Here is a 13,263-nt window from a genome sequence, read left to right on the forward strand (position 1 = left end):
TGTGAGCGAGCCGAGGGATATCATCGAACCTGACGCTGACAGCGCAGGCGCGCGTGCACGTTTCGTCCAGGTGTTCCAGGCCCAGCGTGCGCGTATGGAGGCGTTGGTAAGCCGTCGGGTCGGCTGCCGCGCCACCGCTTCGGACTTGGTCCAAGAGCTGTTCCTGCGTTTCTGGCGTCGCCCCGAGGTCAAGGTCGAGGCGCTGGACACTTACCTGCTGCGTTGCGCGGGCAACCTGGCCATAGACCACCTGCGCAGCGAGAGTAGCCGCGAACGCGTGGCCGAAGCGGCTGTGCCGGTAAGCGAGGCGAGCCTGGCCCAGGCCCCTGAGCAGGCCGTGGAGGTCGACCACGACTTGCAGCGTATCGAGGCCACCTTGCGTGCCTTGCCCGAACGCACCCGGCAGATCTTCCTGCTCAACCGCATTCACGGCTGCAAGTACAGCGAGATCGCCAAAGCCATGCAGCTGTCACAGAGCGCCGTGGAAAAGCATATGATGCGCGCCCTCGAAGCGTGCAAGGCGAGTGTTGCCGAGCCCGCGTCCACCCCACGCCGGCCAGGGAGCGCCCGTCGATGAGCCGTTTACCGCCGATCACCGAAGCGCAGTTTCAGGCTGCCCTGCAATGGTTCAACCGGATCAACGAGCAACCCGGGCAAGCCGAAGGGGCGGCATTCAAGCGCTGGTTGCTGGCCGACCCCGCACACCGCGCAGCTTATGAACAGGCCCAGATGCTGTGGCAGAAAAGCGCCGCCCCGGCGGCGCGGCTGGCGGACGAAGAACAGGACGCCCTGCAGCGCTACCTCGATGCCATGGCCAGACCACCGGCGCGTGGCGGCTGGCGGCGGGTGGCAGGGCTGGCGATGGCAGCCTGCCTGGTGCTGGCCGTGGGCGTCGCTGGTGGTTGGCACCCAGGGTACTGGTTGCAGGACCTGCAGGCGGACTACCGCAGTGCCGGGCAGATTCGCCAGGTGACCTTGGCCGACCAGTCACAGGTGACGCTTGATGCCGGTAGCGCCATTGCGGTCGATTTCGCCCAGGGTGAGCGCCGTGTGCGGTTGCTGCATGGTGCGGCGTTCTTCGAGGTTACCCATACCGGTGAGCCGTTCCTGGTGGAAGCTGCCGGCGGCGAAGTGCGGGTGCTTGGCACCCAGTTCGAGGTGCGTGAGCAAAGCGAGGGCGCCCAGGTGACGGTGCGCAGCGGGCGTGTGGGCGTCAGCCCCGCGCAGGGCACTGTGGCGCGAGAACTGACTGCCAACCAGCAGCTGACCTACCGCGCAGGCAGGGTAGGCGACACCCTGGCGGTGGACAGTGACAACCGCCTGGCCTGGCGCCAGGGGTGGCTGAACTATTACCAGGTGCCGCTGGCGCAGGTGATCGAAGACCTTGGGCGATATTACCCGGGGCGTATCCTGTTGCTCGATGGTGACCTGGGGCAGCGCAAGGTCAGCGGCAGCTTCCCGGTGGCCGAGCCGCTGCTGGCGCTGGATTCGCTGGGTAAGGTGATGGGTTTTTCACGGCAGACCGTGTTGGGGCGTTTGACCCTGATTCGGTAGTTGCCTGTGCCAGCCTCTTCACGGGTAACCCCCCCGTAGGAGCGGGTTTACCCGCGAAGAGGTCGCCACAACAAAAATATTTCCAGGCACAGGTGAGGTAACAGCACGTGGCATCCGTGTAATGAGTGAAAGTGCGATTCATTCGCAGTAATCACCCTCTCACAGGTCAGCGTCCATGAAGTTCTCCCCGCGTTGCGTCCCTCTCTGGTTCGGCCTTGCTGCGCTCCCGGCCTTCGCTGTCGCCCCCCTGGCAACCGCGGCCGAGCAGCTGCAGGCCTATGCCTTCGCCCAGCCGGCCCAACCCTTGGCCCAGGCCCTGAACGCCTTCAGCCGCACCACTGGCCAGAGCGTGGTCTACACCCTCGAGTTGCCGGGCGTGCAAGCGCCAGCGCTGAAGGGTCGGTTCAGCGCCGAGCAGGCGCTGCAACAACTGCTGGGCAACGCTGGGCTGGCCTGGCGCCGCGTCGACGCACGTACCCTGACCCTCGAACCTGCAGACACCTCCGGTGCCCTCAACCTGCAGGCCACCACCGTGACCTCGCAACAGGACGACTACAGCTACCAGCCCCTGGCCAGCGCTTCGATCATGCGCGGGCAGGGCCCGAACCAGGACATCCCCCAGGCAATCAACGTGGTACCGGCCCAGGTCATCCGCGACCAGGCCCCGCGCAACCTCGATGACGCCCTGGCCAACGTCAGCGGCATTACCCAGGGCAACAACTTCGGCGGCACATCCGACACGGTGATGAAACGTGGCTTTGGCGACAACCGCGACGGCTCGATCATGCGCGATGGCATGCCCGTGGTGCAGGGCCGCAACCTCAACGCCAGCACCGAGCGGGTTGAAGTGCTCAAGGGGCCTGCCTCGCTGCTGTACGGTATCCAGGACCCGGGTGGGGTCATCAACGTGGTCAGCAAGCGTCCGCAGTTGCAGCAGTACAACGCCCTGACGGTGCGCGGCTCGACCTATGGCAGCGGCAAGAACGGCAGCGGTGGCGGGCTCGACAGCACGGGCGCACTGGGTGACAGCAACTTCGCCTACCGCCTGGTCGTCGACCACGAAGACGAGGACTACTGGCGCAACTACGGTGTGCACCGCGAATCGCTGGTGGCACCGTCGCTGGCTTGGCTGGGCGAAGACACCCAGGTGGTGCTGGCCTACGAGCACCGTGAATTTCTCTATCCGTTCGACCGTGGCACCGCGTTCGGCAACAACGGCCACCCGCTGAACATCCCTGCCACGCGCCGCCTGGACGAGCCGTTCAACGACATGGAAGGGCGCTCCGACCTGTATCGCCTGGAAGTCGACCATCAGTTGGCCGATGACTGGAAGCTGCACTTCGGCTACAGCTTCAATCGTGAGACCTACGATGCCAGCCAGGTTCGCGTGACCGGCGTCAACGAAACCCAAGGCACGCTGACACGCAGCATCGACGGCACTCACAACGCCATGAGCCGTGACCAGTTCGTGACCCTGAGTCTCAATGGCAATGTCGAGCTGGCGGGGATGCAGCATGACCTGCTGTTCGGCATCGACCATGAAGACCGCAAGATCTTTCGCGGTGACCTGATTCGCCAGACGCCACAGTCCACGTTCAGTTATCTGGACCCGGTCTACGGACAGGAAGTGGAGGGCACCAACGTGCGCGCCAGCGACAGCGACCAGACCGACAAGCTGCGCACCGATGCGCTGTTCGTGCAGGACGCGCTGCACCTCGATGAGCACTGGATCCTTGTAGCAGGTGCGCGTTTCCAGCAGTACGACCAGTACGCTGGCCGCGGTCGCCCGTTCAAGGCCAATACCGACATCAGTGGCCAGGCTTGGGTACCCCACGCCGGTATCGTTTACAAAGTCGACGACCAGCTCTCGTTCTATGGCAGCTACAGCGAGTCGTTCAAGCCCAACTCGACCATCGCGCCGCTGACCGGCAATGTCGTGCTCGACGCCTCGGTGGCACCTGAGGAGGGCAAGTCGTGGGAGCTGGGCGCCAAGCTCGACATGCCAGGCCGCATCACAGGCACCCTGGCATTGTTCGATATTACCAAGCGCAATGTACTGGTCTCGAACTTTGACGCCGTCACAAGCGAGACGGTCTACAGCAATGCGGGTGAGGTCAGTTCACGCGGTGTGGAACTCGACGTGACCGGCCAGCTCAGCGAGCGCTGGAGCCTGATCGGCAGCTATGCACTGACCGATGCCAAGGTCACCAGGGACCCTGATCTTGAGGGCAATCGCCTGCAGAACGTGGCCCGGCACAGCGGCTCGCTGTCGGCGGTGTATGACTTTGGCAGCCTGTTCGGGGGTGACCGGCTGCGCTTCGGTGCCGGCGCCCGTTATGTGGGTGAGCGTTCGGGTAACGCGACCAATACCTTCGACCTGCCGAGCTATACCGTTGCCGATGCGTTTGCCACTTATGAAACCAAACTCGACGAACACAACGTGCGTCTGCAACTGAACGTGAAGAACCTGTTCGACAAGGTGTATTACAGCTCGGCGGTGAACCAGTACTTTGTGGCGATTGGCGATGCGCGGCAGGTCAGTTTGTCGAGCACCTTCGAGTTCTAGGCAAATGGGGCCGCAGAGCGGCCCCGGTTTCAGATGAAAAAGGCCTTGCGGTATTCGCCAGGTGTTGCCCCCAGGGCTTGGCGAAACCGGTTGCTGAAATGGCTGGCACTGGCAAACCCGCACAACAAGGCAATCTCCCCCAGCGGCATTACTCCCAGCCGCAACAACTGGCACGCCCGGTGCAGCCGCCGGGCCAGCAGATACTGGTGCGGCGGGAGCCCGAAACTGGCGCGGAACATGCGCGCAAAGTGGTATTCGGACAGATTGCAGCGCAGCGCCAGCTCTTCCAGGGTGATGGGCTGGTCCAGGTGTGCCTCGAGGTAGTCGACCAGCTGTCGGCGCAGGTTTGGCGCCAGCCCGCCTTTCAGGCGCAGGCCTTGGCGCAACCCGACCTGGCTGAGCAGCGCATGGTCGACGATCTCGTGCGCCAGGCTGCTGGCCAGCAGGCGCTCGCCGGGCTCGTCCCAGTCCAGCTGGATCAATTGACGGAAGCGGGCAGCCTGCTGCGGGTCGTCCAGAAAGGTCGCTTCCTGCAGTTGCAGCTCGCGCGGTTCCCGGTCGAGCAGGCGTACACAGCCCAGGGCGAACTGCGCCTCGCTGACATACAGGTGTGCCAGGCGGATCGCACCATTGACGACCCAGTTCGATTCCTGCCCGGCCGGCATCACGCACAGCTTGTCGGGCGCACCTTTGTCGGCCGGGCGCTGGCGGCGGAAGGTGCCGGTGCCGTCGGCGATGTAGCACGACAGGGTGTGATGGCTAGGGGCCTGGTAGTCGCGCGCATCGTCACGGTTGCTCCACAACGCTGCCGCCAGTCCGTCGCCCAGGTGCGCGCTCAGCTCCAGCCTGGCGTTGGGCGAGGCATGCATGGCGTTGAACACTTGCAACTGGGTGAGTGGCGTCATTGGCAGGTCCTCTTGCCTGCCATCCTACTGCACCCTGGATCGAGTGACAGCTACCGGCGCAAGAAAAGCGCAAGTTCGTGCAAGCAGACAGAGGCCGATCGAAAGAACACTGGTGATCCCTGAAGGAGCGGGTTTACCCGCGAAGCGCCGGGCACCGATTTCCAAAGGCCCAAGGAACCGCCACCATGAACCTGTCACTCTACCTGCTCACCGTCCTGATCTGGGGCACCACCTGGATCGCCCTGAAACTCCAGTTGGGCGTGGTCGCGATCCCAGTGTCGATCGTCTACCGCTTCGCCCTGGCCGGGCTGATCCTGTTTGCTTTCCTGTTGCTTACGCGCCGGCTGCAACCCATGAACCGCCGTGGTCACCAGATCTGCCTGGCCCAGGGCCTGTGCCTGTTCTGCGTCAACTTCATCTGCTTCCTCAGCGCCAGCCAGTGGATCGCCAGCGGCCTGATCGCGGTGGTGTTCTCCACCGCGACACTGTGGAACGCGCTTAACGCTCGCCTTTTCTTCGGCCAGAAAATCGCCAGCAATGTGCTTGGCGGGGGTGCCTTGGGCTTGCTTGGCCTGGGCCTGCTGTTCTGGCCGGAGCTGTCGCATCACGCAGCCAGCCGCGAAACCCTGTACGGCCTTGGCTTGGCCCTGTTCGGCACGCTGTGCTTCTCGGCCGGCAACCTGCTGTCGAGCATGCAGCAGAAGGCCGGGCTCAAGCCGATGACCACCAATGCCTGGGGCATGGTCTATGGGGCGGTGATGCTGGCTGTGTTCTGTGTGGTCAGCGGCGTGCCGTTCAGCATGGAGTGGAATGCGCGCTATATCGGTTCGCTGCTGTACCTGGTGGTGCCGGGGTCGGTGATTGCCTTCACTGCCTACCTGACGTTGGTCGGGCGCATGGGCCCGGAGCGGGCAGCTTACTGCACGGTGCTGTTCCCGTTGGTGGCGTTGAATGTGTCGGCAGTGGCTGAGGGTTATCAGTGGACGGCGCCGGCCTTGCTCGGCTTGGTGGCGGTGATGGCGGGGAATGTGCTGGTGTTTCGCAAGCCCCGGGCCAGGGGGGCTGAGGGTGTTGTGGTAGCCAAATAGGTGATGGGTTGCCTGGGCCGGCCCTTTNAGGCCGGCCCAGGCACTCCAAAACGGTCAGCCCTTCCACACCTGCGGGTTCACCAGGTCCCGCGGCCGCTCGCCCAGCAGCGCCGCACGCAGGTTGTCGATCGCCCGGTTGGCCATGGCCTCACGGGTTTCGGCAGTAGCCGAACCAATGTGCGGCAGGGTCAGCGCATTGGGTAGCTTGAACAGCGGCGAGTCGCTCAGCGGCTCTTTCTCGTACACGTCCAGGCCCGCGCCGCGAAGGGTGCCGTTCTGCAGCGCCTCGATCAGCGCCGCCTCATCCACCACCGGCCCACGGGCAATGTTGATCAGGAACGCACTCGGCTTCATCAGCTTCAGCTCGCGGCTGCTGATCAGCTTGCGGGTGGCATCGGACAGCGGCACCACGATCACCACGAAGTCGGCTTCGGCCAGCAACTGATCCAGGCTGCGGAACTGTGCGCCCAGCTCCTGCTCCAGCGCAGTCTTGCGGCTGTTGCCGCTGTACAGGATCGGCATGTTGAAGCCGAAGCGGCCACGGCGTGCCACTGCTGCACCAATGTTGCCCATGCCGACGATACCCAGGGTCTTGCCATGTACATCGCTGCCGAAGTGGGCCGGGCCCACGGTAGCCTGCCAGTTGCCGGCCTTGGTCCAGGCATCCAGCTCGGCGGTGCGCCGGGCGCAGCCCATGATCAGCGAGAAGCCCAGGTCGGCGGTGCTTTCGGTCAGCACGTCGGGGGTGTTGGTCAGGGCGATGCCGCGCTCGTTGAAGTAGTCGAGGTCGTAGTTGTCATAGCCGACCGACACGCTGGACACCACCTCCAGCCTGGCCGCGCCTTCAAGCTGCGCCCGGCCGAGCTTGCGGCCAACGCCGATCAGGCCATGGGCTTCGGGCAGGGCTTCGTTGAACTGGGCGTTGATGTCGCCGAGCTTGGGGTTGGGCAGAATCACGTTGAAGTCTTGCTGCAGGCGCTCGGCCATGGCCGGGGTGATACGGCTGAAGGCCAGGACGGTCTTTTTCATCGGGCAACTTCTCTGCTAGGCGGGGTGGGGCTGTGCCGGCCTCTTCGCGGGCAAACCCGCGCCTACAGGGGCGCGGTGCCTTGCAGGAACGGGCTTGCCCGCGAAAGGGGCGGAACAGGCGAAATCAATGGTTAGCAACCTACCATTGTCAGCCCCCGCAATGCAGCAGCTTTTTAGTTGGCGATCAGCACCTGATGGGTTTTCAGGTCTGCCTCATGCGCGGCAAGAATCTCTGGCAGCGAGTTGCGCAGGTACTCGACCCAGGTCTTGATCTTGGCATCCAGATACTGCCGCGATGGATAGATGGCATACAGGTTCAGCTCCTGCAGGCGATACTCGGGCAGCACCCGAACCAGGCTACCGTCCCGCAGGCCCTCGATAGCCGAATAGATCGGCAGCACGCCTACGCCCATGCCACTGCGGATCGCAGTCTTCATGGCATCGGCGGTATTCACCATGAACGGCGAACTGGTGATGTTGACCATCTCTTGGCCTTCCGGGCCATCGAACAGCCATTTCTCCAGCGGTATGACCGGGCTGACCATGCGCAGGCAGGCGTGCTTGAGCAGGTCGGCAGGCTTGTGCGCCACGCCATGCTGGGCGATGTAGGCGGGCGAGGCACAGACAATGCTGTAGGTGATGCCCAGGCGCTGCGAAACGAACCCTGAGTCGGGCAGTTCGGTGGCCAGCACGATGGAGACGTCATAACCCTCGTCGAGCAGATCGGGCACGCGGTTGGCCATGGTCAAATCGAAGGTCACGTCCGGGTGCGTTTCGCGGTAGCGGGCGATGGCATCGACCACGAAGTGCTGGCCGACCCCAGTCATCGAATGCACCTTCAACTGCCCGGCCGGGCGCGCATGGGCGTCGCTGGCTTCGGCCTCGGCTTCTTCGACGTAGGTAAGAATCTGTTCGCAACGCATCAGGTAGCGCTTGCCGGCTTCGGTCAGCGCAATGCGGCGGGTGGTACGGTTGAGCAGCCTTGTTTGCAGATGGGCTTCCAGATTGGAGACCGCCCGCGACACGTTCGCGGTGGTCGTATCCAGTTGCGCCGCAGCGGCAGTGAAGCTGCCGAGTTGGGCTACGCAACTGAAAGCACGCATGTTTTGCAGGGTGTCCATGGGTCACTCTCGAGGTAGAGGACAAAATTGTGTCACGAAGTAACTTGGAAAAGAGAAAAAGTTGCCTTCGACCAAAGGCGGATTATCGCTGTTTTGGTAACAAAGATTCGCAGGAATCTGTGCTTATCGCCAGTGCTGCCGCCCCCTAGAATTGCCCGGCCCCCTTCACCTCTTCCTCGGGAAATCGCAGCTGTGCCGCGTCGCATCATCAGAACGCTCAAGGCGTTCAGTGCCTGTGCCCTTGCCCTCACCTTGAGCGGCTGTATCGGAACCTGGGGCATTGCCCCGCAAAGCAAGACGCTGCAAGCCAATACCTTGACCACCGACGCGGCCATTCGCGAAGCCGCGACCGACGCTCACTGGCCCGACCAGCAGTGGTGGCACGCCTATGGTGACCCACAGCTGGACCGCTGGGTTACCCTGGCCGTGGCCGGTAGCCCAAGCCTGGCCATGGCCGCAGCGCGGGTGCGCGAAGCCAAGGCCATGGCCGGTGTGGTCGAGTCGGCGGAAAAGCTCCAGGCCAACGGCCAGGCCACGCTCAAGCGCCACAACTGGCCTGAAGACCAGTTTTATGGCCCCGGCGCGTTGTCGGGTGCCAACACCTGGGACAACAACGCCGCCATCGGTTTCAGCTACGCCCTTGACCTGTGGGGGCGCGAGCGCAATGCCAGCGAGCAGGCCGTGGACCAGGCGCACATGAGCGTGGCCGAAGCCCGTCAGGCGCAGCTGGAACTGCAGAACAATGTGGTGCGTGCCTACATCCAGCTGAGCCTGCATTTTGCCCAGCGCGATATCGTCAAGGCCGAACTGGAACAGCAGGAGCAGATCCTGGCCCTGGCCAAGCGTCGCCTGGATGCCGGTATCGGCACCCATTTCGAAGTCAGCCAGGCCGAAGCGCCGCTGCCGGAAACCCACCGCCAGCTTGACAGCCTCGACGAAGAAATTGCCCTGACCCGCAACCAGCTGGCCGCACTGGCCGGCAAGGGGCCGGGGGAAGGCGCGCAGTTGCAGCGCCCGGTCCTGGCCTTGGCCGCGCCGCTGAAACTGCCTTCGAACCTGCCCGCCGAACTGGTTGGCCAGCGGCCTGATGTGGTTGCCAGCCGCTGGCAGGTGGCTGCCCAGGCGCGTGGCATCGACGTCGCTCACGCCGGCTTCTTCCCCAACGTCGACCTGGTCGGCAGCCTGGGCTTCATGGCCACCGGCGGTGGCCCGCTGGAATTCCTGACCGGGCGCAAGTTCAACTACAACGTCGGCCCGGCCATCAGCTTGCCGATCTTTGACGGTGGGCGCCTGCGCTCAGAACTGGGCGTGGCCTCGGCGGGGTATGACGTGGCGGTGGCCCGCTACAACCAGACCGTGGTTGGTGCACTGAAGAACATCTCCGACCAGTTGATCCGCCGCGAGTCGATGAAAGAACAGTCGCACTTCGCCGCCGAATCGGTTGCTGCCGCGCAGAAAACCTACGACATCGCCATGGTCGCGTTCCAGCGCGGCCTTACCGACTACCTGAACGTGCTCAACGCGCAGACTTTGCTGTTCCGCCAGCAGCAGGTGCAGCAGCAGGTGCAGGCCGCCCGCCTGATTGCCCATGCCGAGCTGGTCACCGCCCTGGGTGGTGGCCTGCAGGCCGGTCAGGATGCGCCGAAAGAGGAACGCCAGGCAGCACCGAAGACCCCGGCCACCCTGGCCATTTTCGACAAGAAGCCGGATAACGCCGAATGAGCACTTCCAGTTTGCCCGTGCGCTGGCTGCAAAGCCTGGAATGGCGCCGGGGCTTCTTTGCCTGGGCGCGCACCGACGGCGTGACCTGGGTGTACATTTTCAAGGTGCTGGCCGCCGCGTTCATCACCCTGTGGTTGGCCATGCGCCTGGAGCTGCCGCAACCGCGCACGGCCATGATCACCGTGTTCATTGTCATGCAGCCGCAAAGCGGGCATGTGTTCGCCAAGAGCTTCTACCGGGTGCTAGGCACCCTGGCCGGCTCGGCGATGATGGTGGCGCTGATCGCCATCTTCCCGCAGAACACCGAGCTGTTTCTGCCCAGCCTGGCCCTGTGGGTGGGCCTGTGCTCAGCCGGTGCCATGCGCTACCGCACCTTCCGCGCCTATGGTTTCGTGCTGGCTGGCTACACCGCAGCGATGATCGGCCTGCCGGTGCTGCAACACCCCGACCAGGCGTTCATGGCAGCGGTATGGCGGGCGCTGGAAATCGCCCTGGGTATTCTGGTGTCGACCTTCGTCAGTGCCGCGATCCTGCCGCAGTCGGCCAGTGCCGCAATGCGCAACGCCCTGTACCAGCGCTTTGGCGTGTTTGCCGGGGTGGTGGTCGAGGCCCTGCGTGGCGACAGTCAAAAGGACCGCTTCGAGAGCAGCAACGTGCGCTTCGTGGCAGAGGCCGTGGGCCTTGAGAGCCTGCGCAACGTCACCGCTTTCGAAGACCCGCACATGCGCCGTCGCAGTGGCCGGCTGGTGCGCATGAACAGCGAGTTCATGGCCATCACCACCCGCTTCAATGCCTTGCACCGCTTGCTGGAGCGCCTGCGTGCCCGTGGCCCGCTGCAGATCGTCAGTGCCATCGAACCGGGCCTGAACACCTTGGTGGAGTTGCTGCAGCCCTATGTGGGCCGGGCGTTGACTGACGCCGATGCGCTGCGCCTGACCCTGGAGCTGGCCGCCTACAAGGAAGGCCTGCAGGCCCAGGTGCGGGGGCTGCGGGCTGAGTACCTGGCAACGGACCCCAGCGAATCCGACCTGCTCGATTTTCACACCGCGTTCGAGCTGCTGTACCGCTTCGTCGACGAGATGTTGAGCTACGCCGAAACCCATGCCTCGCTGGCCGCGCACAAGCACGAACGCGAGCAGTGGGACGAGCCCTACGTGGCGCAGACCAGCTGGTTGGTATCGCTGGCGGCCGGTGTGCGCGCCTCGGCAGTGCTGTTGTTGCTGGGCAGTTACTGGCTGCTCAGCGATTGGCCCAGTGGCGCCATGATGACCCTGATCGCCACGGTCACCGTATGCCTTTCGGCGGCGTCACCCAACCCCAAGCGCATGTCGTTCCAGATGGCTTGCGGCACGGCCATCGGCGCTTTTGTCGGCTTCTTCGAAACCTTCTTCGTGTTCCCCTGGATCGATGGTTTTCCGCTGCTGTGCATGGTGCTGGCGCCTGTGTTCGTGCTGGGCGCGTTTCTTTCGTCGCGCCCTGCCTACGCCGGTTACGGCATCGGCCTGCTGGTGTTCTTCGCGATTGGTTCGGTGCCGAACAACCTCACCGTTTATGACCCGTACACCTTCATCAACGACTACATCGGCATGGTGATCGGCATGTTCGTCTGTGCCGCCGCCGGGGCGATCATCCTGCCGCCCAACAGCCGCTGGTTGTGGAGCCGCCTGGAGCAGGCGTTGCGCGAGCAGGTGCTGTTCGCCATCAGCGGCCGCCTGCGCGGCCTGGGCTCGGCCTTCGAAAGCCGCACCCGCGACCTGCTGCACCAGGCCTATGGCCTGGCGGCCGGCAAGCCGCAGGTGCAAAGCCAGCTGATGGGCTGGATGTTCACCGTGCTGGAGATCGGCCACGCCGTCATCGAGCTGCGCAAGGAGCAAGCCCGCGCCCCGGTGCACCCGGCCTATGCCGAGTCGCAGCCTTGGCGCCAGGCAATCCGTGTCATGGGCCGTGCGCTGACCCGGCTGTTCCTGCAGCCCAGCGCCAGCAACCACGAGCGCGCACTGGTGGCAGTGGACCACGCCATCGCACGCGTGCAGGCCACCGACGAGCCATTCGCCCGGCACTTCGACACCTCGGTGCTGCGCCGCGTGCAAAGCTACCTGCACTTCATCCGTACTTCCCTGCTGGACCCACAGTCGCCACTGGCACCGGCGAAAGGACTGCACCATGCCCCGTGAGATCGCCTTCCATGGCGTGTACATGCCCACCATGACCTTGATGTTCCTGTTTGCCCTGGGCCTGGCCTGGGGCCTGGACCGGTTCATTGCCAGCCATGATGGCTACCGCTTCTTCTGGCACCCGGCGCTGCTGCGCCTGAGCCTGTTCGTCTGCTTGTTCGGCGCCATGGCGCTGACTGTCTACTGGTGAGAATCCTTCGATGAAAAAGTTCTTCAGCCTGATCGCCACCCTGCTGGTGCTGGTCGCTGCCGTGGCCATCGGTCGCCAGTTGTGGCTGCACTACATGACCACGCCATGGACCCGTGATGGCCGTGTGCGTGCCGACATCATCAACGTCGCTGCCGACGTGCCCGGCTACGTGGTGGATGTACCGGTCAAGGACAACCAGCGGGTGAAGAAGGGCGACCTGCTGATCCAGATCGACCCTGAGCACTACCAGTTGGCCGTCGACCAGGCCAAGGCACTGGTCGCCTCGCGCAAGGCCACCTGGGAAATGCGCAAGGTCAATGCCAAGCGCCGTGCCGACATGGACAACCTGGTGATCTCCAAGGAAAACCGCGACGACGCCAGCAACATCGCCAATTCCGCCCAAGCCGATTATCAACAAGCCCTTGCCGAGTTGGCCGCAGCCGAGCTGAACCTCAAGCGTACGCATATCGTGGCGACGGTTGACGGCTATGTGACCAACCTGAATATCCACAAGGGCGATTATGCGCGTACCGGTGAAGCGGTGATGGCGGTGGTCGACGAGCACTCGTTCTGGGTTTACGGGTTCTTCGAGGAGACCAAGCTGCCGCATGTGAAGGTGGGGGACCAGGCCGAATTGCAGATGATGAGCGGCGAGCGCCTCAAGGGGCATGTGGAGAGCATTGCCCGCGGCATCTACGACCGTGACAACCCACAGAGCCGCGAGCTGATCGCCGACGTGAATCCGACCTTCAACTGGGTGCGGCTGGCACAGCGGGTGCCGGTGCGCATTCACATCGATGAAGTGCCGGAAGGGTTTTTGCTGGCGGCGGGGACGACTTGTACGGTGGTGGTGAAGCCGAGTTCGCCTTGAGATATACGTCGCCAGGCCGATCGAGCGCACCCCGCGCGCTGCC

General features: G+C 64.1%; 11 protein-coding genes. 8 read left to right on the top strand and 3 right to left on the bottom strand.

Annotated features, from left to right (window positions below):
• Position 1 precedes the first annotated feature (1 nt).
• The 3 genes from ACTJJN_RS12485 (at position 2) to ACTJJN_RS12495 (ending at position 4,120) form a co-directional block, all read left to right on the top strand.
• Positions 2-577, top strand: a complete 576-nt coding sequence (locus tag ACTJJN_RS12485) for an RNA polymerase sigma factor (protein ID WP_014859905.1) — start codon at positions 2-4, stop codon at positions 575-577.
• Entirely contained in the window at positions 574-1,554 is a 981-nt protein-coding gene (locus ACTJJN_RS12490) for a FecR family protein (RefSeq protein WP_440781294.1), read from the top strand. Before ACTJJN_RS12485 ends, ACTJJN_RS12490 begins: the two co-directional genes overlap by 4 nt.
• Before the next feature lie 175 nt (positions 1,555-1,729).
• Positions 1,730-4,120 carry a TonB-dependent siderophore receptor gene (locus ACTJJN_RS12495; protein ID WP_440781295.1) on the top strand — a complete coding sequence of 797 codons (2,391 nt, stop codon included), beginning with the start codon at positions 1,730-1,732 and terminating at the stop codon, positions 4,118-4,120.
• Positions 4,121-4,149: 29 nt separating this feature from the next.
• Here the strand turns inward: ACTJJN_RS12495 and ACTJJN_RS12500 are convergent, their stop codons facing one another.
• A complete protein-coding gene (locus ACTJJN_RS12500) occupies positions 4,150-5,025 on the bottom strand; it encodes a helix-turn-helix domain-containing protein (protein WP_088513314.1) in 876 nt (291 codons plus the stop codon).
• Between the two features lie 185 nt (positions 5,026-5,210).
• Between ACTJJN_RS12500 and ACTJJN_RS12505 the strand changes: the two genes are divergently transcribed.
• Positions 5,211-6,113: a DMT family transporter gene (locus ACTJJN_RS12505; protein WP_440781296.1), complete on the top strand. Its 903-nt coding sequence runs from the start codon at positions 5,211-5,213 to the stop codon at positions 6,111-6,113.
• A gap of 54 nt (positions 6,114-6,167) precedes the next feature.
• Here the strand turns inward: ACTJJN_RS12505 and ACTJJN_RS12510 are convergent, their stop codons facing one another.
• Both ACTJJN_RS12510 and ACTJJN_RS12515 read right to left on the bottom strand, forming a co-directional pair.
• Positions 6,168-7,142, bottom strand: coding sequence for a 2-hydroxyacid dehydrogenase (locus tag ACTJJN_RS12510; RefSeq protein ID WP_004575357.1), 975 nt, complete (start codon positions 7,140-7,142; stop codon positions 6,168-6,170).
• A 173-nt stretch (positions 7,143-7,315) separates the two neighbouring features.
• Positions 7,316-8,263, bottom strand: coding sequence for a LysR family transcriptional regulator (locus ACTJJN_RS12515; RefSeq protein ID WP_003251712.1), 948 nt, complete (start codon positions 8,261-8,263; stop codon positions 7,316-7,318).
• 192 nt (positions 8,264-8,455) lie between these two features.
• Here ACTJJN_RS12515 and ACTJJN_RS12520 point away from each other — a divergent pair, with 192 nt between their 5' ends.
• From ACTJJN_RS12520 to ACTJJN_RS12535, 4 genes are read left to right on the top strand one after another with little or no spacing between them, the layout of a single operon-like run.
• The gene (locus ACTJJN_RS12520) at positions 8,456-9,985 is read left to right on the top strand and encodes an efflux transporter outer membrane subunit (RefSeq protein WP_012053683.1); all 1,530 of its coding nucleotides are present in this window, start codon (positions 8,456-8,458) and stop codon (positions 9,983-9,985) included.
• On the top strand, positions 9,982-12,159 hold the full coding sequence (locus ACTJJN_RS12525) for an FUSC family protein (protein WP_003251716.1): 2,178 nt from the start codon (positions 9,982-9,984) through the stop codon (positions 12,157-12,159). The genes ACTJJN_RS12520 and ACTJJN_RS12525 overlap by 4 nt, the downstream gene beginning before the upstream one ends.
• The gene (locus tag ACTJJN_RS12530) at positions 12,149-12,349 is read left to right on the top strand and encodes a DUF1656 domain-containing protein (protein WP_009685040.1); all 201 of its coding nucleotides are present in this window, start codon (positions 12,149-12,151) and stop codon (positions 12,347-12,349) included. Before ACTJJN_RS12525 ends, ACTJJN_RS12530 begins: the two co-directional genes overlap by 11 nt.
• A gap of 10 nt (positions 12,350-12,359) precedes the next feature.
• On the top strand, positions 12,360-13,220 hold the full coding sequence (locus tag ACTJJN_RS12535) for an efflux RND transporter periplasmic adaptor subunit (RefSeq protein ID WP_004575355.1): 861 nt from the start codon (positions 12,360-12,362) through the stop codon (positions 13,218-13,220).
• The last annotated feature ends 43 nt before the right edge of the window (positions 13,221-13,263 follow it).

This window comes from Pseudomonas sp. 22515 (assembly GCF_052044625.1).
In the GTDB taxonomy this organism is placed as follows: domain Bacteria; phylum Pseudomonadota; class Gammaproteobacteria; order Pseudomonadales; family Pseudomonadaceae; genus Aquipseudomonas; species Aquipseudomonas alloputida.

What these genes read in the sequence shown, in the direction of transcription:
- ACTJJN_RS12490 (WP_440781294.1), top strand. Translation starts at nt 574, where the DNA reads ATGAGCCGTTTACCGCCGATCACCGAAGCGCAGTTTCAGGCTGCCCTG.
- ACTJJN_RS12495 (WP_440781295.1), top strand. Translation starts at nt 1,730, where the DNA reads ATGAAGTTCTCCCCGCGTTGCGTCCCTCTCTGGTTCGGCCTTGCTGCG.
- ACTJJN_RS12500 (WP_088513314.1), bottom strand. Translation starts at nt 5,025, where the DNA reads ATGACGCCACTCACCCAGTTGCAAGTGTTCAACGCCATGCATGCCTCG.
- ACTJJN_RS12505 (WP_440781296.1), top strand. Translation starts at nt 5,211, where the DNA reads ATGAACCTGTCACTCTACCTGCTCACCGTCCTGATCTGGGGCACCACC.
- ACTJJN_RS12510 (WP_004575357.1), bottom strand. Translation starts at nt 7,142, where the DNA reads ATGAAAAAGACCGTCCTGGCCTTCAGCCGTATCACCCCGGCCATGGCC.
- ACTJJN_RS12515 (WP_003251712.1), bottom strand. Translation starts at nt 8,263, where the DNA reads ATGGACACCCTGCAAAACATGCGTGCTTTCAGTTGCGTAGCCCAACTC.
- ACTJJN_RS12525 (WP_003251716.1), top strand. Translation starts at nt 9,982, where the DNA reads ATGAGCACTTCCAGTTTGCCCGTGCGCTGGCTGCAAAGCCTGGAATGG.
- ACTJJN_RS12530 (WP_009685040.1), top strand. Translation starts at nt 12,149, where the DNA reads ATGCCCCGTGAGATCGCCTTCCATGGCGTGTACATGCCCACCATGACC.
- ACTJJN_RS12535 (WP_004575355.1), top strand. Translation starts at nt 12,360, where the DNA reads ATGAAAAAGTTCTTCAGCCTGATCGCCACCCTGCTGGTGCTGGTCGCT.